The 24,374-nt window shown below is 64.8% G+C and carries 23 protein-coding genes; 14 read left to right on the top strand and 9 right to left on the bottom strand.

Annotated elements, in window-relative coordinates; translation table 11 throughout:
- The first annotated feature begins 46 nt into the window (after positions 1-46).
- Positions 47-592: a DUF882 domain-containing protein gene (locus tag AB5Y47_RS15150; protein ID WP_039039271.1), complete on the top strand. Its 546-nt coding sequence runs from the start codon at positions 47-49 to the stop codon at positions 590-592.
- Between the two features lie 103 nt (positions 593-695).
- Positions 696-947 (top strand): hypothetical protein, encoded by a 252-nt coding sequence (locus tag AB5Y47_RS15155; protein WP_010673445.1) that lies wholly within the window; start codon positions 696-698, stop codon positions 945-947.
- A gap of 94 nt (positions 948-1,041) precedes the next feature.
- Here the strand turns inward: AB5Y47_RS15155 and AB5Y47_RS15160 are convergent, their stop codons facing one another.
- Both AB5Y47_RS15160 and cysZ read right to left on the bottom strand, forming a co-directional pair.
- Complete coding sequence (locus tag AB5Y47_RS15160; RefSeq protein WP_010673446.1) at positions 1,042-1,656, bottom strand: trimeric intracellular cation channel family protein; 615 nt, start codon at positions 1,654-1,656, stop codon at positions 1,042-1,044.
- A 134-nt stretch (positions 1,657-1,790) separates the two neighbouring features.
- Complete coding sequence (gene cysZ, locus AB5Y47_RS15165) at positions 1,791-2,555, bottom strand: sulfate transporter CysZ (protein ID WP_010673447.1); 765 nt, start codon at positions 2,553-2,555, stop codon at positions 1,791-1,793.
- Between the two features lie 110 nt (positions 2,556-2,665).
- Between cysZ and AB5Y47_RS15170 the strand changes: the two genes are divergently transcribed.
- From AB5Y47_RS15170 to ligA, 3 genes are all read left to right on the top strand, one after another.
- On the top strand, positions 2,666-6,040 hold the full coding sequence (locus tag AB5Y47_RS15170; protein ID WP_368220355.1) for an AAA family ATPase: 3,375 nt from the start codon (positions 2,666-2,668) through the stop codon (positions 6,038-6,040).
- Positions 6,041-6,055: 15 nt separating this feature from the next.
- On the top strand, positions 6,056-7,186 hold the full coding sequence (zipA, locus tag AB5Y47_RS15175) for a cell division protein ZipA (protein ID WP_039039273.1): 1,131 nt from the start codon (positions 6,056-6,058) through the stop codon (positions 7,184-7,186).
- A gap of 99 nt (positions 7,187-7,285) precedes the next feature.
- On the top strand, positions 7,286-9,292 hold the full coding sequence (gene ligA / locus AB5Y47_RS15180) for an NAD-dependent DNA ligase LigA (RefSeq protein ID WP_244060572.1): 2,007 nt from the start codon (positions 7,286-7,288) through the stop codon (positions 9,290-9,292).
- Between the two features lie 57 nt (positions 9,293-9,349).
- On the opposite strand, the gene AB5Y47_RS15185 is transcribed toward ligA, so the two are convergent.
- A complete protein-coding gene (locus AB5Y47_RS15185; protein ID WP_201901443.1) occupies positions 9,350-10,318 on the bottom strand; it encodes an ABC transporter substrate-binding protein in 969 nt (322 codons plus the stop codon).
- Between the two features lie 439 nt (positions 10,319-10,757).
- Between AB5Y47_RS15185 and nrdD the strand changes: the two genes are divergently transcribed.
- From nrdD to AB5Y47_RS15205, 4 genes are all read left to right on the top strand, one after another.
- Positions 10,758-12,875, top strand: coding sequence for an anaerobic ribonucleoside-triphosphate reductase (nrdD, locus tag AB5Y47_RS15190; protein WP_104454566.1), 2,118 nt, complete (start codon positions 10,758-10,760; stop codon positions 12,873-12,875).
- A gap of 111 nt (positions 12,876-12,986) precedes the next feature.
- The gene (gene nrdG, locus AB5Y47_RS15195) at positions 12,987-13,496 is read left to right on the top strand and encodes an anaerobic ribonucleoside-triphosphate reductase-activating protein (protein WP_048208156.1); all 510 of its coding nucleotides are present in this window, start codon (positions 12,987-12,989) and stop codon (positions 13,494-13,496) included.
- A gap of 57 nt (positions 13,497-13,553) precedes the next feature.
- A complete protein-coding gene (locus AB5Y47_RS15200) occupies positions 13,554-13,724 on the top strand; it encodes a YqaE/Pmp3 family membrane protein (protein ID WP_010673454.1) in 171 nt (56 codons plus the stop codon).
- Between the two features lie 133 nt (positions 13,725-13,857).
- The gene (locus tag AB5Y47_RS15205) at positions 13,858-14,250 is read left to right on the top strand and encodes an energy transducer TonB (protein ID WP_010673455.1); all 393 of its coding nucleotides are present in this window, start codon (positions 13,858-13,860) and stop codon (positions 14,248-14,250) included.
- A 58-nt stretch (positions 14,251-14,308) separates the two neighbouring features.
- Here the strand turns inward: AB5Y47_RS15205 and AB5Y47_RS15210 are convergent, their stop codons facing one another.
- The 4 genes from AB5Y47_RS15210 to slyA all read right to left on the bottom strand — a co-directional run bounded on the left by AB5Y47_RS15210 (position 14,309) and on the right by slyA (position 17,421).
- Entirely contained in the window at positions 14,309-14,668 is a 360-nt protein-coding gene (locus tag AB5Y47_RS15210; protein WP_139737343.1) for an MliC family protein, read from the bottom strand.
- A 183-nt stretch (positions 14,669-14,851) separates the two neighbouring features.
- A complete protein-coding gene (locus AB5Y47_RS15215; protein WP_279963083.1) occupies positions 14,852-15,880 on the bottom strand; it encodes a DUF2955 domain-containing protein in 1,029 nt (342 codons plus the stop codon).
- 10 nt (positions 15,881-15,890) lie between these two features.
- Positions 15,891-16,946: an HlyD family secretion protein gene (locus AB5Y47_RS15220; protein ID WP_010673458.1), complete on the bottom strand. Its 1,056-nt coding sequence runs from the start codon at positions 16,944-16,946 to the stop codon at positions 15,891-15,893.
- Between the two features lies 1 nt (position 16,947).
- The gene (gene slyA, locus AB5Y47_RS15225) at positions 16,948-17,421 is read right to left on the bottom strand and encodes a transcriptional regulator SlyA (RefSeq protein ID WP_010673459.1); all 474 of its coding nucleotides are present in this window, start codon (positions 17,419-17,421) and stop codon (positions 16,948-16,950) included.
- Between the two features lie 258 nt (positions 17,422-17,679).
- Here slyA and AB5Y47_RS15230 point away from each other — a divergent pair, with 258 nt between their 5' ends.
- Positions 17,680-19,245, top strand: coding sequence for an ATP-binding protein (locus AB5Y47_RS15230; protein WP_368220358.1), 1,566 nt, complete (start codon positions 17,680-17,682; stop codon positions 19,243-19,245).
- Positions 19,246-19,248: 3 nt separating this feature from the next.
- Complete coding sequence (locus tag AB5Y47_RS15235; RefSeq protein ID WP_039039279.1) at positions 19,249-19,941, top strand: response regulator; 693 nt, start codon at positions 19,249-19,251, stop codon at positions 19,939-19,941.
- Positions 19,942-20,055: 114 nt separating this feature from the next.
- On the opposite strand, the gene AB5Y47_RS15240 is transcribed toward AB5Y47_RS15235, so the two are convergent.
- Positions 20,056-20,964 (bottom strand): LysR family transcriptional regulator, encoded by a 909-nt coding sequence (locus AB5Y47_RS15240; RefSeq protein WP_049636294.1) that lies wholly within the window; start codon positions 20,962-20,964, stop codon positions 20,056-20,058.
- A gap of 99 nt (positions 20,965-21,063) precedes the next feature.
- Between AB5Y47_RS15240 and AB5Y47_RS15245 the strand changes: the two genes are divergently transcribed.
- Both AB5Y47_RS15245 and AB5Y47_RS15250 read left to right on the top strand, forming a co-directional pair.
- Positions 21,064-22,047 (top strand): aldo/keto reductase, encoded by a 984-nt coding sequence (locus AB5Y47_RS15245; protein WP_182957533.1) that lies wholly within the window; start codon positions 21,064-21,066, stop codon positions 22,045-22,047.
- A complete protein-coding gene (locus AB5Y47_RS15250) occupies positions 22,044-22,448 on the top strand; it encodes a carboxymuconolactone decarboxylase family protein (RefSeq protein WP_039039282.1) in 405 nt (134 codons plus the stop codon). The genes AB5Y47_RS15245 and AB5Y47_RS15250 overlap by 4 nt, the downstream gene beginning before the upstream one ends.
- Before the next feature lie 95 nt (positions 22,449-22,543).
- On the opposite strand, the gene AB5Y47_RS15255 is transcribed toward AB5Y47_RS15250, so the two are convergent.
- Positions 22,544-23,431 (bottom strand): DMT family transporter, encoded by an 888-nt coding sequence (locus AB5Y47_RS15255; protein ID WP_010673465.1) that lies wholly within the window; start codon positions 23,429-23,431, stop codon positions 22,544-22,546.
- A gap of 96 nt (positions 23,432-23,527) precedes the next feature.
- Between AB5Y47_RS15255 and AB5Y47_RS15260 the strand changes: the two genes are divergently transcribed.
- Positions 23,528-24,328 carry a helix-turn-helix transcriptional regulator gene (locus AB5Y47_RS15260; RefSeq protein ID WP_368220359.1) on the top strand — a complete coding sequence of 267 codons (801 nt, stop codon included), beginning with the start codon at positions 23,528-23,530 and terminating at the stop codon, positions 24,326-24,328.
- The last annotated feature ends 46 nt before the right edge of the window (positions 24,329-24,374 follow it).

Genomic DNA, 24,374 nt, shown 5'->3' on the forward strand with positions numbered 1-24,374 from the left:
AATTCATTCACCTGTGTGACTTCACCATGAGATGGACGGACAACGGATGCTGGGACAAGAGATAAGCCGACGCCGTCTGCTGCTGGGGGCGGGTTGCCTGATGGGGACCAGCCTGCTGTCGTTCCCTGCGCTGGCGAGCCGCAGCACTTCGGGACGGGAACTGAGTTTCTTCAACCTCAATACCGGCGAGCGGGTACGCGCCAGTTATTGGGAAGATGGCCACTATCTGAGCGACGGGCTGGCGGAGCTCAACCATATTTTCCGTGATTACCGTCGCAACGAAGTGTTCAACATCGACAGAAAGCTGTTCGATCAGCTCTTTCTGCTGCAACACAAGCTGGGGCGCCACGGCGAAATCCAGCTCATCTCGGGTTATCGCTCCCCGGCCACCAATCAGCAGAAGCGGCGCAAGAGTCGCGGCGTCGCCAAGCATAGCTACCACACCCTGGGGCAGGCGGTTGATGTGCGCATCCCCGGCGTGCAACTGGCACACCTGCGCAAGGCCGCCCTGAACCTCAAGGTGGGCGGTGTGGGTTATTACCCTTCCGACAACTTCGTGCACCTGGACACGGGCCCCGTTCGCAGCTGGTAAGTCGGGTTCTTCTCAAAGCTTGAGTTCCGATTGTATCTTGTTGCCGCTGGCATTGAGGGGGACCAAGCTGCTAGGCTCTGGACTCCAACCAGAGGAGAGAAAGATGAAGCAGATTGTGATCGGGGGGCTCATCGCCCTGTTGTTGACTGGTTGCGGCAAGCTCAACCGCGAGAGCTACGACAAGCTGAAAGTCGGGATGAGCTATGCCGAAGCGAGCGCCATCCTCGGCAAGGCCGAGCGTTGCGACGATGCTCTCGGCACCACGAGCTGTGTCTGGGGAGGGGAAGGCAAGAACATCAAGGTGCGTTTCATCGCCGACAAGGCGACCTTTTTCAGCTCGGAAGGGATCAACTGACCCTTTCCTCTCTTGCCGATGTCCAACAAAAAAGCGCCGTATGGCGCTTTTTTGATGCTCGTTATCCGTGCGATATGGCCAGGAACTGGCGCGATCAATGGGTGGCGTACTGATAGTTGAAGGTGGGCAGTCCCCACTTGAAGCGTACCGCCAGGAGCCGCAGCACGAAGCCGATGCCGATGGCACCGAAAGCGGCCCAGTCGTTGGGCAGCCCATGGTGCAGCGCAAAGCAGTAGAGCGCTGCGGTGATCAGCGAGACGGCGGCATAGAGCTCGCGCTTGAACACCAGCGGGATGCGCTGGCACAGCAAGTCCCGCAGCACCCCCCCGAACACGCCGGTCACCACGGCCATGATGCAGGCGATGCCGGCCCCGTGGCCCATCTCGAGCGCCCGGGCAGCCCCGAAGATGGAGAAGACCACGAGCCCCAGGGCATCGAGCGCCAGGAACAGCTTGCCAAGGTAGCGCATCAGCGGGGCCGAGATGACCCCGGCCATGGCGGCGCCCGCCACCAGCAGCACGTATTCGGGGTGCTCGACCCAGAGCAGGGGATAGTGGCCCAGCAGCACATCCCGAATGGTACCGCCACCGATGGCCGTCGCCGAGGCGATGATCACGACGCCAAACAGATCCATCCGTCGCCGACCCGCTGCCAGCGCGCCAGTCATCCCTTCGGCCACCAGGCCGAGCAAGAAGAGTGCATGTAACATGAGATATCCCAGGGTGCGAGAAAGCCCCGCATCCTAACAACCCTGCGCTGGGGCGACAAGCTATCTTGGTTATGCATTAGATTAAGTAATGAAAAGGGGGCTTTCGCCCCCTCTTTTGATCATGATGACGCGGTTCAGCGTCCAAGTTGCTCGCTGCGGTATTGGTCCACCCACATGGCGGTGGCGCCACAGATGGCCACCGGCATCACGAAGAGATTCACCACCGGGATGGCGGAGAAAAGGGTCACCAGGGCGCCGAAGCTCAGGCACTTTCCACGACGTTGCTTGAGGGCGTCGCGCATGGTGATGAAGCCGATCTTGTGGTTGTCGAACGGATAATCGACATACTGGATCGCCATCATCCAGGCGCTGAGCAGGAACCAGAGCACGGGTGCCAGGGTCTGGCCCACTACCGGTATCAGGAAGAGGATCAGGCAGCCGATGGCCTTGGGCAGATAGTATTTCAGCTTGGTCCATTCGCGGCCGAAGGTACGGGGCACATCTTTCACCACATCCAGCATGCCGGTGTCATTCATGGCTTCACCGGTGAGGATCTGTTCCACCTTCTCTGCCAGCAGGCCGTTGAAAGGGGCCGCTATCCAGTTGGCCACCGAGCTGAAGATGAAGGAGAAGACCACCAGGATGGTGATGAGGGCGATGGGCCAGAGCAGGTAATCAAGCCAGGAGAGCCAGCTCGGGATCTGCTGGTGCAGCCAGGCGAACAGGCCGTCCAGTTGTAGCAACAGGGCGTAGAAGGCACCGGCAAAGAGCACGAAGTTGACCAGCAGGGGGATCAGCACGAAGGTGCGGATGCCGGGCTGGCGGATGAGTGAGAACCCGCGCAGGAAGTAGTCTGCACCGCTGACCGAATCTTTGACCATGTGGGGTGATTGGCTCATGTGAGCTCCATCAGTGAATGGGGAAAGTGCCAGCATATTACAAACAAGCCTTTGATTTGGTAAAGTCGCCTGCCCGCCTCCTCTTTATTTCGTTACCCACATAGGCCGCCATGCGTCTGAAATTGATCAAACTCGCCGGTTTCAAGTCGTTTGTCGAGCCGACCCGCATCGAACTCAACGCCGACATGACCGCCGTGGTGGGCCCCAACGGCTGCGGCAAATCCAACGTCATCGACGCCGTGCGCTGGGTGCTGGGGGAGAGCTCCGCCCGCCATCTGCGCGGCGAGAACATGACCGACGTCATCTTCAACGGCTCCATCAACCGCAGCGCCCATGGCCGCGCCTCGGTGGAGCTGGTGTTCGACAATCCCCACAACCGGGTACCCGGCGAGTTTGGCCGCTTTACCGAGATCTCGGTGCGCCGCGAAGTGCTGCGCGACGGCTCCAATCACTACCAGATCAACGGCCAGAAGTGCCGCCGCAAGGATGTGACCGACCTCTTCCTCGGCACCGGCCTTGGGCCCCGCAGTTACGCCATCATCGAACAGGGCACCGTCAGCCGGCTGGTGGAGTCCCGCCCCGCCGATCTCAAGCTGTTCATGGAAGAGGCCGCCGGGGTCTCCCGCTACAAGGAGCGGCGCCGGGAGACCGAGCAGCGCATCCGCCATACCCAGGAGAACCTGGAACGCCTCGGCGATATCCGTGGCGAACTGGGCTCACGCCTCGAGCACCTCAAGGCCCAGGCCGAGACCGCCGAGCGCTACAAGCAGCTCAAGAGTCGCAGTCGCGCGGCCCGCAGCGAACTGATCGGCTCGGAACTGTGGGCGCTGGAGACGCGTCTTGGCGAAGCCAAGACCGAACTGGCCCAGACTGAACAGGCGCTGGCGGCCCTCGATGCCAAGCGCACCGCAGACGAAGGACGCCACGTCACTCTGTCGGTGGCCCGCCAGGAGGCGCAGGCCGAGCAGGCGAGCCGCCAGCAGCAGATTTTTCTCGGCGGGCAAGCCATCGCCCGCCTCGAGCAGCAGCAATTGCACCAGAACGAACTCGGTCGTGACTGGCAGGCGAGGCGGCAGGCCCTCGGCGAGCGTATCGACGGTCTCAAGGCCCAGCTGGCCGGCCAGCTGGAACAGCTGAGCGACAGCACGTTGCAGGGGGAGGTGGCGTCGGCCCGCCTCGAGCAGTGTGAGCAGTTGCTTACCGACCAGCAGAGCGTGCGTGCGGTAGCGGGCGATCGGCTCGAGCAGGCGCGCCAGCGTCAGCAGCAGTGGCAGCAGCAGCTGGGCCAGTTGCAGGGGCGGCTCAACCAGACCCGCGCCGAGGTGAACGGTCTGCAGGAGCTGCAGGCCAAGACCCGGCTGGCCCGCCTCAAGCTGGAAGACGAACAGGCCGGGCCCCTTGGCGGGGAGGGGGAGAACCTGCAACCGGCCCTCGATGCCCTGGCGGCGGAACTCTCGCTCTCCCGCGCCCGCCATGAGGAAGCCGATGCAGCGTGGCAGGCCGGTGTGTCGCGCCATGAAGAGCTCAAGGCAGAGCAGGGTCGCCAGCAGGGCCTGCTGCGCGAGCTGGAGGCGCGCCTCGCCACCCTGGATCAGATCCTGGGGGAGCAGATGGCGGGCGCGACCCTGGCGGATCGGTTGCAGGTTCCCCCCGAGTGGGCCCGGGGGCTGGACAAGGTGCTCGGCCGCTGGCTCACCGCAATCCCGGCGGACGAGTGCAACCTGGCGCAACCCGGACTCTGGATTGGCCCGGCCCAGCCAGCCAGGGCCGGTACCCTGGCGGCGCAACTGGGGGGCGAGCACATTCCGGCTTTCCTCAATGCCATCTGGCTGGCAGAGAGCAGGGAGGAGGCGCTGTCCCGCCTGCACAGCCTCTCTGCCGGTGAGTCGCTGCTCACTCCCGCCGGCGACTGGTTCGGCCCCAACTGGGCGGATCTGGGGGAGGGCATGGCCCTGGGTACGCTGGCGTTGCTCGGTGAGCGTGAACGGCTGCACACCGAGCTGGCCGCGGGTCGGGAGGCGCTGCACAGACTCGACGAGCAGCTTGCCGCCGCCGATGCAGCGCGGGCCCAGCAGCATGGAGCGCATGAGCTGGCTCAGCGTACCCTGCGCGAGCAGGAGCTGCGGTGGCAGCAACTGCGCGAAGCCTGGAGTGTGCGCGAGGGGCAGCGTCAGGAGCGCTTGCAGCGCCTGGGCCAGCTGGGGGAAGAGCTAACCCGGCTCGACAAGGAGCAGGCTGAGGAGGCGCAGCGGCTCGCGTCGGCCGGGGAGCGGCTTGAGCAGGATGAAGCGGCCCTTGGCGAGCTGCAGGAGCAGGGGGAGGTACTCGCCGAGGCGCTGCTGCTTGCCCAGGAGCAGGTGAGTGGGGCGGAGCGGGCGCTGGAAGAGGCGCGCCTTCGCCGGGAGCAGCAGCAGGCGGCCTGCCAGCGGTTGCAACTGGAGCAGCAGAACCAGCGCCAGCTCATCACGCTGCGCGAGCAGGAGCTGGCCCGTCTCGGCCTGGAGCTGGCGGAACTCAAGGAGCCAGGGGCCGCTCCGAGTCAGGATCTGTCGCCCCTGCTGGTCGAACAGCGCAATCTTGAGGCGCAGCAACTGGCCTGTCACCAGCGGCTCGCGGAGCTGGATCGTCAGCTGACCGAGCTGGAGCAGGCCAGAAGCGCCGATCACAAGCAGCTGGTGAAAATTCAGGAGAAGCTGGCGACCCTGCGGCTCGAGCGCGAGCGCAACCTGACGCGCAGGCAGGGACTGCACGAGCAGTTCGAAGAGCTGGGCGTGCGCCTGGTGGACCTCGATCAGGCGGTGCTGATTGCCGCTGATCGCGGCAAGCTGCGCCAGGAGATCCAGACGCTGGAGGCGCAGGTGGAGGCGCTTGGCGCCATCAACCTGGCGGCACTGGAAGAGTATGAGGAGGCGAAAACCCGTTCAAGCTACCTGGAAAATCAGTGCCAGGATCTGGAGCAGGCCCTCGATACCTTGAGCCAAGCCATTAAAAGAATTGATAAAGAAACACAAATACGCTTCCGCGACACTTTCGATAAGGTCAATGAAGATTTAAAATCCCTGTTCCCAAAAGTGTTCGGGGGGGGCAGTGCCTGGCTTGAGCTGACCTCGGATGATCTTTTGGAGGCCGGAGTGAGCATCATGGCAAGACCTCCGGGCAAGAAGAATGCTACCATTGCCCTGCTTTCCGGGGGGGAGAAGGCGCTAACCGCCCTTGCGCTGGTTTTCGCCATCTTCAGACTCAATCCAGCACCATTTTGTCTGCTGGATGAGGTGGATGCACCGCTCGATGAAGTGAACGTCGGTCGCTTCTGTTCTCTTGTCAAAGAGATGTCGAGCACAGTACAGTTCGTTTACATCAGTCATAATAAGGTCTCCATGGAGATGGCCGAGCAGCTGGTTGGCGTCACGATGCAAGAGCCCGGGGTTTCGCGCATAGTGTCGGTCGATATCGGTGAAGCCGTCGCTTTGGCTGAGCAAAACTAGAAAGAGAAGCAGCTAATGCAGGAATTGCGTTACATCTTGGTTGCCCTGGGCGGTATTGCCATCGCGGCATTGCTCATTCACGGGTTGTGGAGCAACAGAAAGAATCGTCAGGCACCGATCAAGGAGAAACCCCTGGGTCGGATGGAGTCCAAGTCCCGTGAGCGTGACAACGACGCCTTCGACAGCGATGGCATCGGTCAGGTGCGTGTGGTGAGCGGTGGCCGTCGTGCCGAGCCCAAACTACGCAGCGACGAGGCCCGTCAGCCCGAACCCCGCCGTGTCGCCCCCGTTCCCGCCTTCGATGATGAAGATGACGACGCCGATCTGCCGCCTCCCGTGGTGCGCAAGCCTGCCGCTCGCCCTGTCCCCCCTCAGCCTGTGTATGAGGAAGAAGAGGACTATGACGAGCCGGTTGCCGCCCCTGTTGAAGAGGCCCCTGCCGCGCCGGTGCGCAAACCTGCACAGGTGATCCGCCGTACGCCGGTACACCGTTCCCGTCCGCAGCGCGAGCCCATGATGCAGCCGCTGGACGAAGAGCCGCTGGTGGAGCCGGCCTATGCCCAGGCGCCGACCTTCGGTGCACGCGAGCCGGCACCGGTTGCCCAGCAGGCTCCCCGCTACGCCCAGCCGGCTTATGAAGAGCCCGCTTACGATGACGAGCCAGCCTATGAAGAGCCTGTTCACGCAGCCGAGCCAGAACCCGCTCCGGCCCCGGTCGAGAAGATCTGGCAGGATGTCTATGTCATCAACCTGATGGCCCGTCCCGGCCACGATCTGCAAGGGGCGACCCTGCTCTCTTCCCTGCTGGCGCTGGGCTTCAAGTTTGGCGAGATGGACATCTTCCACCGTCACGAAGATCTGGGCGGCAAGGGGGAAGTGCTCTTCTCCATGATCAACATGGTCAAGCCGGGTACCTTCAACCCCTATCGCATGGAGCAGTTCAGCACCCCGGGTGTGTCCCTCTTCATGCAACTGCCCCTTCGCAGCAATGCCGCCTTCGCCTTCGAGCACATGTTGCAGGCCGCGGATCAGCTGGCGAGCGATCTCGATGCCATGCTGACCGACGCCTCGCGCAGTCCCCTCAGCGACGACGACATCGCCCGCTACCGTCACGAGCTGGCGGCCTACGAGGCCAGCCGCGACTGATGCGCCATGGGGCTTGAACAATGAAAAGTGCGGTACCCCGGTGCCGCATTTTTGTTTCTGCCCCAGACTGAATGTTCCATCACACTTCGAGACTTTTTCATGAGCGATATCCTCTCCCGCCACCGTCAACTGTGTGAGCTGCTGACCGAGTACGGCCATCAGTACTATGTGCTGGACAACCCCACGGTGCCGGACGCTGAATACGATCGCCTGATGCGCGAGCTGATCGCGCTGGAGGCCGAGCATCCCGAGCTGAAAACCCCGGCCTCGCCGAGCGTGCGGGTGGGAGGCCAGCCGCTGACCGCCTTCAAGCAGGTACGCCACGAGATCCCCATGCTGAGTCTGGACAACGTCTTCAGCAGCGAGGAGTTGCAGGCGTTCGAGCAACGCATGAGTGATCGCCTCAAGCGGGAGGTGACTTTCACCTTCTGTTGCGAACCCAAGCTCGACGGTCTGGCGGTGAGCCTGCTCTACGTGGATGGCCAGCTGGTACAGGCCGCCACTCGCGGGGACGGTACCACGGGGGAGGAGATCACCGAGAACGTGCGCACCATCAAGGCCATTCCCCTGACCCTGCGCGGCCAGGGGTGGCCTGCGCGGCTGGAGGTGCGTGGGGAGGTCTTCATGCCCAAGGCGGGGTTCGAGGCGATGAACCGCGATGCGCTGGCGGCGGGGGAGAAGGTGTTCGTCAACCCGCGCAACGCCGCTGCCGGCAGCCTGCGCCAGCTCGATTCACGCATCACCGCCAGCCGCCCCCTCAGCTTCTATGCCTACGGCGTGGGAGTCGGTGGCGACGAGCTGGGGGATTCCCACTTCGGTCGCCTCAATCAGCTCAAGGCCTGGGGTCTGCCGCTCAGTCCCGAGGTGAAGCTGAAAGAGGGTGCCGCCGGCTGCCAGGCGTTTCACGACGACATTCTGGCGCGCCGTGGGGATCTCCCCTACGAGATCGACGGCGTGGTCTACAAGGTGGATGACATCGCCCTGCAAGGGGAGCTCGGTTTCGTGGCCCGCGCGCCGCGCTGGGCCACTGCCCACAAGTTCCCGGCCGAAGAGGAGATGACGGCGCTGGAGAATGTTGAGTTCCAGGTGGGCCGCACCGGTGCCATCACCCCGGTGGCCAAGCTCAAGCCGGTGTTTGTCGGCGGCGTCACCGTGTCCAACGCCACCTTGCATAATGCGGACGAGATCGCGCGCCTTGGCGTCATGATCGGCGACACCGTGATCGTGCGCCGTGCCGGGGACGTGATCCCCCAGGTCGTGGCTGTGGTGGAGGCGCAGCGCCCGGCGGATGCCCGCGCGATCCTCTTCCCGACCGAGTGCCCGGTGTGCGGCTCGGCGGTGGAGCGGCTGGAAGGGGAGGCCGTGGCCCGCTGTTCCGGCGGTCTCTTCTGCGAGGCCCAGCGGGCGGCCGCCATCAAGCACTTCGCGGCGCGTCGCGCCATGGATGTGGATGGCCTTGGCGACAAGATAGTGGAGCAACTGGTGGACAAGGGGCTGGTGAAGACCCCGGCGGACCTGTTCAGCCTCAACGCCATCCAGCTGGCCGGTCTCGAGCGGATGGGGCAAAAATCGGCCCTCAACCTGGTGGCCGCCATCGATGCCGCCCGCAGCACCACCCTGCCCCGCTTCCTGTTTGCCCTGGGGATCCGCGAAGTAGGGGAGGCGACCGCCTTGAACCTCGCCAACCACTTCCTCACTCTGGATGCCCTGCGCGCCGCCTCGGTGGAGCAGTTGCTGGAAGTGGCCGACGTGGGAGACATAGTGGCCAAGCACGTCTACTACTTCCTGCGCCAGCCCCACAACATCGAGGTGCTCGACGCCCTGCTGGCCGCCGGGATCCACTGGCCGGCCATCGAGAAGAAGGAGGCAAGCGATCAACCTTTTGCCGGCAAGACCTTCGTGCTGACCGGCACCCTCACCGCTTTGTCCCGCAACGACGCCAAGGCGGCGCTGCAGGCCCTGGGGGCCAAGGTGGCGGGCTCGGTGTCGGCCAAGACCGATGTGCTGGTGGCGGGGGAGGCGGCAGGCTCCAAGCTCGCCAAGGCCCAGGAGCTGGGGATCACCATCTGGACCGAAGCCGAGTTGCAGGCGGCCATTCAGCCCTGAGGATGCACGTTTGAGCAGACAAACCCGGCCCACTGGCCGGGTTTGTCGTTGGTGGGCTCACTCGACGTAGCTCACCTTGTCCTGCCAGGCATCGGGAGCCGTCAGGTGCCAGCGTGCCAGTTCGCTCTTGCTGAACAGGTATTCCCCGCGGGATGCGGCGCGGGGGGAGAGGGCGCCGGGCGCCGTGCCCGAGAGGATGGCATTGGCCAGTTCGGCGGCTCTCTCTCCCTGGCTGTGGCCATCGAGCACCAGACCGCCGATGGCGGCTCCCCTGCCCACCGCAAAGGCCCAGAAACAGAACAGTGGCACCGGGCTGTTGGCGCTGGTCCATGCCAGCACCTGTTGCTCGCTCACATGCTGGCCCTGCGCGTCGGTGAGAGTGTGGTAGAGGCCGAGGAAGAGCGCCTGATAGCCGTTTTCCCGGCTGGCGAGCACTGCCTCCTGCCAGCGTCCGTAGTCGGTGAACTGGCGGCTGCTGACCCGGGTCTGACCGATCGTCAGCTCGCCTCGCCCCTTGAACTCGTGGGCGACGGCGGTGCGGGACACCTCGCTTTCGTCAAACAGCACCAGGGCACGCTCCAGCCCTCCCATCAACTGACTCATCTCGCTGATGCTGCGCTTGAGCAGAGGGCGTTCCAGGACGCCGGTGATCAGGGGGTGGCCGACCAGCCCCTTGGGGCGCGGATTCTCGTTCATCCCGAGAAACACCACGGGCGTTCCCCGGGCGGCGATGGGTCGGGCGAGGGCGTTGATGGCGTTGTCATCCCCCAGGATCACCAGCGCCGGCTGGTGGGTCCGGTAGGCGGCCATTCCCTTGGCGAGCAGTTCGTCACGGGTCTGGCCGGGCTGGCGCTTGGTGTCCAGATAGAGATAGCCGAGGTGATGCGCCTGCTTGAGGTGTTGCTCGAGGCCGGCACTGTAGCTTTGATCCCACTGGTTGCTCTGGTGATAGCTGCTGATCACCAGGATCTCGGCGGCCAGCAGCGGGAGGGAGAGAAGGGAGAGCAGGAGCAAGACCTTGGTCACGTGTGTTTTCCGCAAGGGACAGACTGTTCCCCAGTATGTGCTCTCCCGCTCTCTGGCGCCTCGGTCAATTGTTGTCGGAAGGCGTGCCCCTCTCTTTTTATCCCTTGCCGGGCGGGAGCCCGCATCCCGTCTGGGGTGAGCAAAAAGAGCGCCTTTTGGCGCTGGTCGTGAACTGCCCCACTCCTTCCAAAACCTGTTCTGGATCAAGAAACTGGGTACCGCTTTGGTGCCTAATAGACCCCACATATAGGGGTAATCATAAAAAAAATACCCATATATAGTGTTATAAAGCTGTGCATAAGTGGTCGCCCTCTCAGTGTCAGCCCAGGTGTTTCAAGCCTTGGCTGACCTTGTTTGCGCCGGGGACGGGCGTGGAGAAGGGGACTCAACGAGGGTGAGCCGAGGGTGGCCACCAGGTCTTTAAATACGGGGAAAATCGATGAAACCGGTAGTGATCAAACGCGATGGATGTCGTGCACCATTCAATGGCCAACTGATCCGCGATGCGGTCAGCCGGGCGGCGGCAGCGGTCAATCAGGCCAGTCCGGCGCTGGCAGAGCGCATTGCCGCCGCTGTCAGCCAGGAGCTGGAGGGGCGAGGGGAGGTAGACATCCACGAGATCCAGAACCGGGTCGAGAACCACCTGATGGCCTCCGACGACAAGGCCATCGCCCGTGCCTACATCGAATACCGTCACGACCGTGATCAGGCTCGCGAGGCCCGGGGTCGCCTGGCCCAGGAGATCCGCGGCCTGGTGGAGCAGACCAACGCGGCTCTGCTCAACGAGAACGCCAACAAAGACTCCAAGGTGATCCCGACCCAGCGTGACCTGCTGGCGGGCATCGTCGCCAAGCATTACGCCATCAGTCACATGCTGCCCCGTGACGTGGTGCAGGCCCACGAGAGCGGCGACCTGCACTTCCACGATCTCGACTACTCCCCCTTCTTCCCCATGTTCAACTGCATGCTGATCGATCTGCAGGGGATGCTGACCCACGGCTTCAAGATGGGCAACGCGGAGATAGACACCCCAAAATCCATCAGCACCGCCACCGCGGTGACCGCCCAGATCATCGCCCAGGTGGCGAGCCATATCTATGGCGGCACCACCATTAACCGCATCGACGAAGTGCTGGCACCCTATGTGACCATCAGCTGGCACAAGCACCGGGAGGTGGCCGAGGAGTGGGGGATCCAGGATGTGGACGCCTACGCCATGGCTCGCACCGAGAAGGAGTGCCACGACGCCTTCCAGTCCCTCGAATACGAGGTCAATACCCTGCACACCGCCAACGGTCAGACGCCGTTCGTCACCTTCGGCTTTGGCCTGGGGGACAGTTGGGAATCGCGCCTCATCCAGCGCGCCATCCTAGGCAACCGCATCGCCGGCCTTGGCAAGAACAGGAAGACCGCCGTCTTCCCGAAACTGGTGTTCGCCATCAAGGATGGCCTGAACCACAAACCGGGGGATCCCAACTACGACATCAAGCAGCTGGCGCTGGAGTGCGCCTCCAAGCGGATGTACCCGGACATCCTCAACCACGACCAGGTGGTCAAGGTCACAGGCTCCTTCAAGACCCCCATGGGGTGCCGCTCCTTCCTCGGTGCCTTTGAAGAGAATGGCGAGCTGGTCCACGAAGGGCGCAACAACTTGGGGGTCGTGAGCCTCAACCTGCCGCGCATTGCCCTGAAATCCCGCGATGAAGCGGACTTCTGGGACAAGCTGGACGCCGCCCTGCGGGTGGCCAAGACAGCGCTCATGTACCGCATCAAGCGCCTGGACGGGGTCAAGGCCCGGGTCGCCCCCATCCTCTACATGGAAGGGGCCTGCGGGGTGCGCCTCAAGGCCGATGACAACATCAGCGAGATCTTCAAACATGGCCGCGCCTCCATTTCGCTGGGTTACATCGGGGTACACGAGACCATCAACGCCCTCTATGGCACCGACGTCCACCTGTTCGACAGCGAGACCCTGCGCCAGAAGGCCATCGCCATCATCGCGCGGCTCAAGGCGGCCACCGACGAGTGGAAGGAGGAGACCGGCTACGGCTTCAGCCTCTACTCCACCCCGAGCGAGAACCTCTGCACCCGTTTCTGCCGCATCGACGCCAAGGAGTTTGGCGTGGTGGCCGGGGTGACCGACAAGGGCTACTACACCAACAGCTTCCACCTGGACGTGGAGAAGCAGGTGAACCCCTACGACAAGCTGGACTTCGAGGCGCCCTATCCGCCCATCGCCAGCGGCGGCTTCATCTGCTACGGCGAGTACCCCAACATCCAGCACAACCTAGAGGCGTTGGAGAACGTCTGGGACTACAGCTATGACAAGGTGCCCTACTACGGCACCAACACCCCCATCGACGAGTGCTACGACTGCGGCTTCACCGGCGAGTTCGAGTGCACCTCCAAGGGCTTCACCTGCCCGCGCTGCGGCAACCACGACCCCGCCAAGGTGTCGGTGACACGCCGGGTGTGCGGCTATCTCGGCAGCCCGGATGCGCGCCCCTTCAACGCGGGCAAGCAGGAAGAGGTCAAACGCCGGGTCAAGCATATGTAAGCGAGCAGACCCCACCCCAGCCCTCCCCTTGGCAGGGGGGGGCAAAGAAGCTCCTCCCCCTTTCGAAGGGGGAGGTTGGGAGGGGGTTGGCCGTTAACCCAGAGAACTCGAATGCACTACCACCAGTACTACCCGGTCGATGTGATCAACGGCCCAGGCACCCGCGCCACCTTGTTCGTGTCGGGTTGCGAGCACCAGTGTCCCGGCTGCTACAACCAGAGCACCTGGCGGCTCGATGGGGGCAAGCCGTTCGATGAGGCGATGAGCGATCGCATCATTCACGATCTCAACGACAGCCGCATCAAGCGGCGCGGACTGTCGCTCTCCGGCGGCGATCCGCTCCACCCCGCCAACGTGCCGCATGTGCTGGCGCTGGTGAAACGGGTGCGAACCGAGTGCCCCGGCAAGGACATCTGGTGCTGGACCGGCTATCTGCTGGCCGATCTCAGCCCGGCCCAGCGGGAGCTGGTGGCCTTGCTGGACGTGCTGGTGGATGGCAGGTTCGAGAAGGCCCTGGCGGATCCCGGTCTGCTCTGGCGTGGCAGCAGCAACCAGATGGTTCACGACCTCAACGCCTGGCGGAAAGGAGGAGAGCGGATCCCCTGTCTGGTTTGCAGTTGAGGCCTTGGGTGTTTATGGTTAGGCCAACCCCAAGCGCTGTTTACACGAGGAATCCCGATGAACAATCTGCTCAAGATCCTGCTGGCCATCTTTCTCCCCCCGGTCTGCGCCTTTATCCAGGTAGGCTTCAGCCTCCATTTCCTCATCAACATAGTGCTGACCCTGCTGGGCGGTCTGCCCGGCATGGTTCATGCCCTCTGGCTGGTGGTAAGCGACAAGCGCGCCTGAGCCGTGAGAGATCACAAGGCCAGCCCTCCGGGGTTGGCTTTTTTTTGCCTGCCAGATGGGGGCTTCCCGGATGAGCCCCTTTGCCTGACACTGGCGCGTCGCTCATGGAATCGAGCGATACAACGAAGAGGGAATGTCAGTGCGTGTGAAAGGGTTGTTTCTGTGGGCCGCCCTGGCCCTGCTCGGGGGCTGTGCCAGCCCCACCGCCAAGCTGAATCAGCCTCCGGTGGATGTCACCTGGGAAACGCTGCCCGAATACTGGGTGCTGGTGGGGGATGCCATCAGTTTTAACCCGGTCGGGGGGCTGCCGGCGAAGAGGCCGGTCAAGGGGTATGTGACCCTTCGCTACCTCATCGATTCCAATGGCACGCTGTTCAGCCCAGAGGTACTGGAGTCCCAGCCTCCCGGCGTGCTGGATCTCATCGCCATCTCCGGGCTGGCGCAGCTGCGCTACCGGCCATCGGAGCAGAATCAGCAAGCCATTCCGGCTCGGGTTGTGGCCCGATTTGAAGTGGAAGTGAAATGACAAACACCCCGGCCAGGCCGGGGTGTTTCGTGTGGGCTGTGTGCCATGACGGCGCGGATCACTGCTCCTTGCAGTCGTTGTAGCGGCTCTGCCACTCCCCGGCGTCATCACGCATCTCGACGAACCCCTCCTTGCCCTTGTTCCACCAGACCACCTCGTGATCGTCGGTATAGCGGGCGCCGGAGGCGGAAACCGCCTGGGGCAGGGTGTAATCCTTGCCATCGGGGAGGGAGATCTTGACGAAGTTCAGGCTCTCGTCCGAGAGGGAGAAGTAGCGAACCTGCACTTTCTGGTTCTGTTCACACAGATAGGTGACGGGATCGCCGCCGGTCACTCCCAGCTTGCCGCTGCCCAGATCGCAGCCGCCGAGCAGGGTGATGGCGCCCGCCCCCAGTAGAAAGAGCTTGGCGTGTTTCATGTTTGATCCTCACAACGGTGTCATATGGCCTTGAGCCTAACAGGATGAGGCACAACTGCAACCTCGTGGCGGGAGCCCTGCGTCGGGATGCGTCCGTCTCCCTCTGGTCCGTGGGGCAGGCAAAAAAACGCCCCGGCAGGCAAGCGGGGCGAAAGGGAGCCATCCAATGGCTGCAGAAAAGGGTCAGTGGCCGAACCGTGTCGCCTCGAAGCGATTGAGCAGCCGGTGGATGAGGTAGCAGGCGAGCAGGGTGACCACGATGGCAAAGAGGATGCTGCTCACCCGATAGAGGGCGCTGAACACCAGGTCGTTGCCCGGGGTCAGGTACTGGCCGAACAGGATGCCGAGGGTGGTGAGGGCACCGAAGCCGACTCCGGAGCCGCTCGCCTCCTTCACATGGGCATAGCTGAACAGCATGGCGCCGAGCCAGAGCACCGGGGTCACCAGCAGCAGCAAGCCGGACCAGTCATAGAGCACCAGCTGCCCCAGGATGCCGAAACTCACCCCCAGCAGGGTGCCCATGGCCCGCTTGCGGGCATAGTCCAGGGCGCCGTTCCAGTGCATGGGGAAGAGCAGCAGCAGGGTGGTGGCCTGGGCAGACATGGAGTCGCGCAGATCGAAGATCTGGAACACCAGGAACGAGAGGGTCGCGATGGACGCCCCCAGCAGGGCTTCGTGGCGCATCCGGTGCGGCGCCTTGGGGGAGGGGGCCGGCCTGGGGCGATCCTCCACATCCGGAATGAGGGCCGTCATCAGATAGGCGATGAGCACCGACAGGACGCTGGCCCAGAGGTTGCTGAAGATGAGGTCGTTCAGATCAATCCCGGGGTAGCTGGCAAAGTGCAGCATGATGCTGAGGCTGAGCACCCCGTTGGCACCGAACAGGAACAGGCTGCCCCGGGACATGGCGGCGAAACGGTAGAGGAAGAGCAAAAAGACCAGGGGGGTCATGAGCCCCGGGTGGCCGCCGAACAGGCCGCCGAGCAGCCCCACTTCCAGACCGCACATGGCGGCGGAGGCGATGAGCTGGCGGGCGGCGTGACCGTTCATCACCGGCACCAGGCCGAGCAGCAGCACCGGGGTGACGGTGAAGAAGACCCCGTTGCTCCAGCCGAAGATCTTGCACAGCACAAACCCCAGGGTGCAGCCAAAGGCGATGCGCAGACACTGGCGCAGTTCGTTGGGGGTGAGGGGTCTGTGCCACAGGTTCATGGTCGTCATCTCAATAGATGTAGTGTAGCAGGCTGAGCAGACGGATCTGGCCGCGGGCCAGCAGCCCGGTCAGGGTGTTGTCCGGCAGCAGTTGCACCGTGGCGCGGGCCCCGGCCGGCAGGTGGGCGGGCAGTTGCTCCAGGGTCAGGTGCAGGCGCAGGCGCTGGGCATCGCGCACCCAGCGATCGGACTCGACGGGGTTCGCAAGCTGGCCGTTGGCGTCAAACTGGCCGGCGCTGACCCCGGCATCCAGGCTGGCGACGCGGGCAGGATAGAGACGACCGGGCTCGCCGTCGAAGGCGACGAGGGCCTGACTGCCGGCGCTGACGTGGCGCAGGCTCTTCTCGCGAAAATCGGCGATCACGTCCACCTGCTCGGAGACCAGGGCCAGCAGGGGGGAGCCCGCATTGGCCACGCTGCCAGGCTTGAGCTGCAGGTTGGTGATGATGCCGTCCTGGCTCGCATGAACCCGGCTGTAGGCGAGGTTGAGCTCGGCCTGGGCGAGGCGGTTGCGGGCCTGGCGCAGCAGCAGGTTGTCTTCCCCTGGCAAGCCGCGGTTGACGCGGGCCTGCTCTACCCGGGCCTGGCTGCCGAGCAGGTTGGCACGGGCGGTGCGGGCGGCGCTGTCGGCGTCATCTTTCTGCTGTTCAGAGACCATGTGACGGCGGTAAAGGGCGTCGATGCGCGCCGCTTCCCGCTGTTTCTGGTCGGCCTGGGTGCGCAGCGAGCTGTACTCTGCCTCGTAGGCGGTCAGGGTCGCGTCCAGCTGGCGGTTCTGCTGCCTGGCCTGATCCAGGGCGAGCCTGGCCTGATCCACGGCGAGCTGGAAGGGTTCCGGGTCGAGGGCGAACAGCAGATCCCCCTGCTTGACGTGCTGGTTGTTGGCGACGGCGACTTCGACCACCTTGCCGCTGACCTGGGGGGCCATCCGGGTGACGACCCGGGTGGCCATGGCCTGGGGGGTCAGGGGCATCTTGATGTCGGCCAGCAGAAAGTAGCCAAACACCAGGACGAAGCAGACGATGGCCCACTTTATCCAGCGCTTGAATTGTTGATCCGGTGTCATCTTATTCTCTCTCTTCATGCTGTGCGGCTATCTTGCCAAGGGCGTTGGCGGAGATGCGGTGCACAATGTCTTCAAACTGGGCCAGCTCCTGCTGGCTGATGCCGGTGAGCAGCTCCCGGCGCACGGCGATGATGCGGCCCTCGATCTGATCGAGCAGCGCCTTGCCCGCCGGGGTCAGGGTGACGATGCGGGCCCGCTTGTCCTGGCTGCAACAATGGCGCTCGATCAGCCCCTGCTCCTCGAGCTGACCCAGGGTCCGCATCAGGGAGGGGAGCTCTATCTCCAGGGCCTCTGCCAGGGTCTTCTGGCTGAGGTGGCCGCCGAGGCGGCTGAGTTTCCACAGGGCGGTCCAGCGGGGATGGGTGAGCCCCAGAGGTGCCAGCTCGAGATCGGCCACGGTGCGCCAGAGCCGGTGCAATCGCCCCAGCTGCTCGGCGAGGGAGAGTTCTCGCAACATCTCCAGATCCTTTTTCATGACGGGCACCTCAATTACTTAGCTTGCGAAGCATTATATTTATTTCGCAGGCTAAGTAAATAGTGTGATACAGCTCACGTTCAGGTTTTTTGCCCGGGCCGTGGTGTTTAAGTTTTTATATGGCTTTGCGGGCCAGCTAACCGACAACGGCCGGAGGAGGCGTTAGAGTGGCCACCTTTGAGGTGCGCCAGGCTGGCCATTGACCCGGCCGGGGGACACCCTCACCCTGGGCTTCCCCGTCCGCTGCAAGGTTGAACGATGAAACTGCGCCACCAGCTAGTCACCCTCTCGCTTGGCTTGTCACTGCTGCTGATCCTGATCCTGGGCTGTCTGCTCGCCCTCTTCATGCGCCACCTGCTGGAGAACAACCTGAAGGAGAAGGGGAGCGATCTGGCCCGGGTGCTGGTGGCGGACAGCCGGGTGGTCCAGGCCCTGGAGAAGGGGAGCGATCCCGGGCTGCGGGATTATGTGCAGGGGATCTGCAGCCGCACCGATGCCGCCTACATGGTGGTGACCGACGAACATGCCAGGCGCCTGAGCCACCCCTCCCCCGAGCTGGTGGGCCAGACCTTCCGGGGGGAGGACATCTGGCCTGCACTCCAGTCGCGCGAGAGCTACTGCTCCCGGGACGTGGGCACCCTGGGCCCCGCCATCCGCTGCTTCGCTCCCGTGGTGGGGCCCGATGGCCAGGCCATCGGTGCGGTGGCGGTGGGTTATCTGATGCGCACCGTGGAGGGCACCTATCAGGAGCGGATCGCCCTGCTGGTCGGCGCCATCGCAGCGGTGCTGGGGTGCGGTCTGCTGCTGGCGCTCTGGGTGCAGCACCTGCTGCGCCGCACCCTGCTGGATCTGGAGCCGGAAACCATCGCCAATCGCTTCGCCCAGCAGGATCTGGTGCTGGAGGGGATCTCGGAGGGGATAGTGGCCCTGGACAACCAGCACAGGATCACCATGCTCAACAGCGCCGCCTTCTATCAGTTGCGACTGCCCGGCACCGGGCGCCACGCCCTGCTGGGCCGCTCCCTGGCGGAGCTGGCCCCCGGCCTCGTGCCCACGTTGCAGCAAGGGGGGGCGGTCAGGTTCACCGTGCAGGGTGATGACTTCGTCGGCCACTGGCAGGAGCTCAGCGGTCGCGAGCCGGGGCGCATGCTCATCTTCAGCCGGCCAGACGGCACCGGCAGCCTGGGCATGCAGGTGACCCACCTGCGCCAGTACGGCGAGATGCTGCGCATCCAGACCCATGAATTCGCCAATAAGCTCAGCAGCCTCTCCGGCCTGCTCCAGCTCGGCCACGTGGATCAGGCGGTAGACCTCATCCAGCAGGAGAACGAAGCCTGCCAGAACATGTTGCAGGATCTGCTGCGGGTCATCGAGAACAAGCCGGTGGCCGGGCTCATCCTCGGCAAGTTCAGCCGGGCGCGGGAGCTGGGGGTGGAGCTGGTGCTGGATGCGGGGTCGGCCCTCGGGGAGTATCCGGCCGAGGTGTCGGCGGATCTCATCACCTGCATCGGCAACCTGCTGGACAACGGCATTCGCGCCGCCTGGGGGAACCGCGAGCACGCCGCGCCCAGGGTGCTGCTCTCCCTCGATGATCTGGGGCGGCGGCTGGTGATCGAGGTGGAGGACAGTGGCGAGGGGGTGGACGAGGCGCTGGCGGATCACCTGTTCGACTACGGTGTCAGCCGCCAGACCGGGGATCACGGGGTCGGCCTCTTCCTGGTCAAGAAGACGGTGGCCAGGCGGGGGGGCGTGATAGAATGGCGCCGCACCGCCGAGCAGACGACCCTGTTCGGTATCTATTTGAATAAAAACCAATTGGTGTAAGTCATGAAGCCAATCTTCACGCTGATTATCGAGGATGACGAGCGGATAGGCGCCATGTTGGGGGAGCTGGTCTCCTCCACGGCCGGGTTCTCCCTGATGGGGCGGGCCGGCACCCTGGCCGAGGCGGATCGCCTGATGGCGGGGAGCGAGCCCCGCTTGCTGATGGTCGACATCTCCCTGCCCGATGGTTCGGGCCTGGAGTGGGTGAGCCGGCTGCGCAGCCACAACCGGGAGGTGATGGTGATGATGGTGACCGCCTCCTGCGACGTGGAGACCATACAGCAGGCCCTCAACCTGGGAGTGCAGGACTACGTCATCAAGCCGCTGCGGCTGTTTCGCATCCAGCAGAGCCTGGAGGAGATCCTGGTCCTGCATCGCCGCCTGTGCGAGCCGGGGGAGCTGGCCCAGAGCGACCTGGACCGCCTGATGGGCAAGGCGCGCAACCAGGGGCGGGAGGCGCGGGAAACCCCCAAGGGGATCGACGCCATCACCCTGCGCCAGGTGCTGGATCTGCTGGCGGGGGAGCCGGACAACACCTTCTCCACCGACACCGTGGCCCTGCGCCTCTCCCTGAGTCGCACCACGGCCCGCCGTTACCTGGAGTTTCTGGAGTCAGAAGATCGGCTGGACGTGGAGCTCAACTACGGCCAGCGTGGCCGCCCGGAGCGGCGTTACCACTGGCGCCGGGAGTCGTGACCCCGTCGCGGGCACAACGCCGAAGAGGCCGCGCACACCATGCTGCGCAGGCTGCGCAGATAAAAGGGAGCCTTTGAGCTCCCTTTTGTTTTACCCCGATGCGACCCGGCCCCTCTATCTGGGGTCGCCCGAGAAGGGGTGCAGGGCGGAGCGGGCGCGCTCGAACAGGGCGATGAGATGATCCGCCACGGCCCGCACCCGCCGGGAGTGGGCGAGATCGCTGTGGAGCACCAGCCAGATGGGCTGATCCACTCCGAGCTCCGGCAGCAGGCAGACCAGATCAGTCTGGCGGGCCAGGTAGTGGGGCAGCACCGCGAGCCCGAGGCCGGCTTTGGCGGCGGCGAGTTGGGCCGCCAGGGTGCCGGTCTCCACCCGGCAGGGGCGGCCGCGCAGCATGCGGGTCATCCATCTGGCGGCGGGCAGGTGGCTCTGGGTTTCGTTCCAGCCGATGAAGTCATCCTGATCGAAGCTGGCGGCATCCACCCCGGGGCTGCGGGCATCCAGGTAGGCGCCGGTCCCGTAGAGGCCAAAGCCCAGGGTGCCCAGGCGCCGCAGGGTGAGGTGGCCGGCATCGGGCTTGACCATGCGCACCGCGAGATCGGCATCGCGCCGGTGCAGGTTCACCGTTTGCACCCCGGTGACCAGCTCCACCCTCAGCTCGGGGTGCTGGGCAAAGAGCGTCGGCAGGGAGGGGATGATGAGGGGATTGGCCAGGTTCTCGGCGGTGGCGAGGCGCACGGTGCCGGCCACCTGTCCCTGCAACTGCCCCGCCTCGCCAAAGGCCAGCCCCGCATGTTCCAGCGCCTCGGCTCGCTCAAGCAGGGCTTCCCCGTCGTCGGTCAGGCGATAGCCCTGCTGGTGGCGGCTGAACAGGGGCAGGCCGAGGGCCGCCTCCAGCCGGTCCAGGCGCCGGGAGACGGTGGCCACCCCCATGCGAAGGGCGTGGGCGGCACCGCTCAGGGTGCCGCTGCGGGCGATGGCCAGGAAGACGCGGGCGTCGTCCCAGAGCAGGGGATCGTGCATGGTGTTTCCATAATCGGAAGATAGGTTGCCAGTTATCTCTATATCTCATTCATTTTCGGAAGACCATACTCCCCTGCAACTTGTCAGGGAGAAAATGCGATGCAACGACGAACACTGGGAGCCAACCTGCAGGTCTCTGCCCTGGGGCTGGGCTGCATGGGGATGAGCGAATTCTACGGGCCGCGGGACGATGAGACGTCCTTGCGGGTGCTGGCGGAGGCGGTGGAGCGGGGCATCGACCTGCTCGACACCGCCGACATGTACGGCCCCCACCACAACGAGGCGCTGATCGGGCGTTTTCTCGCGACCCGGCGGGGGCAGGTGAAGGTCGCCACCAAGTTTGGCATCGTGCGCCAGCACGGGGAGTACAGGCGTACCCTCGACAACAGCGCCCCCTATGCGCGCCAGAGCTGCGAGGGCTCCCTGCGCCGCCTCGGCATCGAGCAGATCGATCTCTACTATGTGCACCGCCTCGATCCGGCCCATCCCGTCGAGGAGACCATGGCCGGGCTGGCGCAGCTGGTACAGGAGGGCAAGATAGCCCGCATCGGTCTGTGCGAGGTGAGCGAGGCCACCCTGAGGCGCGCCCATGCCGTGCACCCGGTGGCGGCGGTGCAGACCGAATACTCCCTCTGGACGCGGGAGGTGGAGGCGGCGGTGCTGCCCGCCTGCCGGGAGCTGGGGATTGGTCTGGTGGCCTACTCCCCCCTGGGGCGCGGGTTTCTGACCGGGCGTTACCAGCAGGAGGCGGTGTTCGAGGAGGGGGATTTTCGGGCCGGTCTGCCGCGCTTTCAGGGGGAGAACCTCGCCACCAACCGCACCCTGGTGCAGGCGGTCATGGCCCTGGCGCAGCAGAAGGGATGCTCGGCGGCGCAGATAGCCCTGGCCTGGCTGCTGGCGCAATGGGAGGGGATAGTGCCCATCCCCGGCACCCGGCGCCTGACCCACCTTGAGGATAACCTCGGTGCCCTCTCGGTGCGCCTCTCCCCAGCGGAGCTCGGGGCCCTGGGACAGGCCATCCGGACCCTGCCGGTGGCGGGGGAGCGCTATACCGCCGAAGGGATGAAGGGGGTGAACGCATGAGCGGCTCGCACACGGATCGCCGTGAACGGGCGTTCGCGCTGCTGGCCCGGCTCGATCCCCAGGCGCCCACACGGGTCGCTGCCAGCCTGGATGCCCTGTCACCTGAGCTTGCCGAGCTGGTGCTGGGGTTTGCCTTTGCCGATGTGCTCGCCCGTCCCGGCATCGATCTCTGCACCCGCGAGATGCTCACGGTGGCGACCCTGATGGGAATGGGCACGGCGCCCGGACAGCTCGAGTTCCATATCCGGGCCGCCCTCAATGTGGGGGTCAGCCGGGAGACCATCATCGAGATCCTGCTCCAGGTCGCCGTCTATGCCGGAGTGCCCGCCTGCATGAATGGCATCAGTGCGGCCCGCAGCGCCTTCGCCGCCCATGACAAGGGGCGGGGGGGCAGGGATTAAGGAGGAGACGTCACCCTGACGAAAAGGTCAGGTGTGCCCTGACGAGGGCAGCAAGAAGGGAGCCGAGGCTCCCTTCTTTCATGGTGCTGGCCGGCTCAAGCCCCTTCCGGCAGAGGACGGCGTACCCTCGGCTTGAGCTGGGAGAGCATGACCCCGGTCAGGATGAGGCCGCCCCCCAGCAGGTGATAGCCGTGGATGGGCTCCCCCAGGGTGATGACGGCGATGAGGGCCGTGCACAGGGGCATCAGGTTCATGAAGACCGAAGTGCGCTCCGCCCCCAGGGTGGCGAGGCCGCGCATCCAGCAGTAGGCGGCGAAGATGGAGGAGGCGAGGCCGGCGAACAGCACCATGCTCCAGCCCTGGGCGGGAATGGCCAGGGAGTCGGCAGAGAGGGCCACCGGGATGAGCAGCAGCACCGCCAGCAGGATCTGCAGGTAGAGGTTGAGCCAGGGGCCGAACGGCAGTTGCCAGCGGCGGATCAGCAGGCCATAGAGGGCATAGCTGGCCGCCCCCAGCAGCATCATGCCGTCGCCGGGGTTGATGCCGCTGTGCAGCAGTGCCAGGGGATTGCCCTGACCCAGCAGCCAGAGCACCCCGAACAGGGAGAGGCTCATGCCGAGCAGCGCCTGCTTGCCCGGCTTCTGGCCAAAGCAGCAGGCCCCGATGAGCAGGGTGAGCAGGGGCAGCAGGGAGCCGATGACCCCCATGTTGGTGGCCGAGGTGCTGTGGGCGGCGTAGTAGGCGAGGCACTGGTAGAGCACCATGCCGAGCAGGGAGAGCACCAGCAGCTTGCCGAGCCAGGGGCGGATGTCGGCCCGGCGGCGCCAGAGCTGCGGCAGGCAGAAGGGGGAGAGCGCGAGGGCGGCGATCACCCAGCGATAGAAGGAGATGGCGGCGGGATCCAGCACGCCGGCGGCGGCCTTGGAGACCACGGTATTGGCGGCCCAGATCAGGATGGCGAGCAGGGGGAAGAGAAAAGGCATAGGCACTCCTTGGTACGATGGGGAGAGTCTAGCCTTGTCTTGAACGAGGTAAGTAGCGTAAATAAGACATGTCATAACCGCTTTGGGACAATCTGCATGGGCACCCTCACCCTCACCCTGGCCGAGCAGGATCGCCTGCTGGCCGACCCCAACCCCCTCTACTTTCGCTACAGCCAGATCCAGGGGGGCAACGCCTGTGCCGAGCACGCCCACCCCTGGGGCCAGCTCAGCCTCATCAGCCTGGGGGTCATGGTGGTGGAGGTGGGGGGAGAGCGGCTGGTGGCGCCTCCGGACTACCTCATCTGGGTGCCGGCGGACCTGCCCCACACCGCCTTCAACGAGCAGACCCTGGATTACACCTCCATCTACGTCAGCCACGCGCTGGCACCGCGCCTGCCACGGGAACCCCAGCTGCTGGCCCTCACCCCCTTGCTGCGGGCCCTGCTGGAGGACTTCACCCAGCGCCGGGTCGGCCACATGGAGGATGAGTGGGATGCCCGTCAGGGTGAGCTCTTCATCGAGAAGCTGGCCCGCACCCGTTGCCAGCCGAGCTACCTGCCCCAGAGCCGGGATCGCCTGCTGGCACCCTTGCTGGCGGCATTGCAGGCGGCGCCGGAGGACAACCGCACGCTGGTGGAGTGGGCCAGGGCGCTGCACACCACGGAGCGCACCCTGGCGCGGCGTTGCCAGAAGGAGCTTGGCATGAGCCTGGGCCAATGGCGCACCCGGCTGCGGCTGGTGAAGGCGCTGGACTGGCTGCGGGGCGAGATGCCGGTGCAGGAGATCGCCTGGCGCCTCGGTTACGCCTCCACCTCGGCTTTCATCGCCATGTTCCAGCGGGAACAGGGCTGCGCCCCCCAGCGCTATCGCCAGCAACTGGGCCAACCCGTGGCCTGAACCGCATGAAAAAGGGCGCCCGCAGGCGCCCTTGTGGATCACGGGA

This window comes from Aeromonas sp. R7-2 (assembly GCF_040908105.1).
Taxonomy (GTDB): domain Bacteria; phylum Pseudomonadota; class Gammaproteobacteria; order Enterobacterales; family Aeromonadaceae; genus Aeromonas; species Aeromonas caviae.

Coding starts and splice junctions, on each gene's coding strand:
- ligA (WP_244060572.1), top strand. CDS start 7,286: ATGAGCGATATCCTCTCCCGCCACCGTCAACTGTGTGAGCTGCTGACC.
- AB5Y47_RS15220 (WP_010673458.1), bottom strand. CDS start 16,946: ATGACACCGGATCAACAATTCAAGCGCTGGATAAAGTGGGCCATCGTC.
- AB5Y47_RS15170 (WP_368220355.1), top strand. CDS start 2,666: ATGCGTCTGAAATTGATCAAACTCGCCGGTTTCAAGTCGTTTGTCGAG.
- nrdG (WP_048208156.1), top strand. CDS start 12,987: ATGCACTACCACCAGTACTACCCGGTCGATGTGATCAACGGCCCAGGC.
- AB5Y47_RS15230 (WP_368220358.1), top strand. CDS start 17,680: ATGAAACTGCGCCACCAGCTAGTCACCCTCTCGCTTGGCTTGTCACTG.
- AB5Y47_RS15215 (WP_279963083.1), bottom strand. CDS start 15,880: ATGAACCTGTGGCACAGACCCCTCACCCCCAACGAACTGCGCCAGTGT.
- slyA (WP_010673459.1), bottom strand. CDS start 17,421: ATGAAAAAGGATCTGGAGATGTTGCGAGAACTCTCCCTCGCCGAGCAG.
- AB5Y47_RS15150 (WP_039039271.1), top strand. CDS start 47: ATGCTGGGACAAGAGATAAGCCGACGCCGTCTGCTGCTGGGGGCGGGT.
- AB5Y47_RS15260 (WP_368220359.1), top strand. CDS start 23,528: ATGGGCACCCTCACCCTCACCCTGGCCGAGCAGGATCGCCTGCTGGCC.
- AB5Y47_RS15245 (WP_182957533.1), top strand. CDS start 21,064: ATGCAACGACGAACACTGGGAGCCAACCTGCAGGTCTCTGCCCTGGGG.
- AB5Y47_RS15160 (WP_010673446.1), bottom strand. CDS start 1,656: ATGTTACATGCACTCTTCTTGCTCGGCCTGGTGGCCGAAGGGATGACT.
- AB5Y47_RS15205 (WP_010673455.1), top strand. CDS start 13,858: ATGTCAGTGCGTGTGAAAGGGTTGTTTCTGTGGGCCGCCCTGGCCCTG.
- AB5Y47_RS15235 (WP_039039279.1), top strand. CDS start 19,249: ATGAAGCCAATCTTCACGCTGATTATCGAGGATGACGAGCGGATAGGC.
- zipA (WP_039039273.1), top strand. CDS start 6,056: ATGCAGGAATTGCGTTACATCTTGGTTGCCCTGGGCGGTATTGCCATC.
- cysZ (WP_010673447.1), bottom strand. CDS start 2,555: ATGAGCCAATCACCCCACATGGTCAAAGATTCGGTCAGCGGTGCAGAC.
- AB5Y47_RS15155 (WP_010673445.1), top strand. CDS start 696: ATGAAGCAGATTGTGATCGGGGGGCTCATCGCCCTGTTGTTGACTGGT.
- AB5Y47_RS15240 (WP_049636294.1), bottom strand. CDS start 20,964: ATGCACGATCCCCTGCTCTGGGACGACGCCCGCGTCTTCCTGGCCATC.
- AB5Y47_RS15250 (WP_039039282.1), top strand. CDS start 22,044: ATGAGCGGCTCGCACACGGATCGCCGTGAACGGGCGTTCGCGCTGCTG.
- AB5Y47_RS15255 (WP_010673465.1), bottom strand. CDS start 23,431: ATGCCTTTTCTCTTCCCCCTGCTCGCCATCCTGATCTGGGCCGCCAAT.
- AB5Y47_RS15200 (WP_010673454.1), top strand. CDS start 13,554: ATGAACAATCTGCTCAAGATCCTGCTGGCCATCTTTCTCCCCCCGGTC.
- nrdD (WP_104454566.1), top strand. CDS start 10,758: ATGAAACCGGTAGTGATCAAACGCGATGGATGTCGTGCACCATTCAAT.
- AB5Y47_RS15210 (WP_139737343.1), bottom strand. CDS start 14,668: ATGAAACACGCCAAGCTCTTTCTACTGGGGGCGGGCGCCATCACCCTG.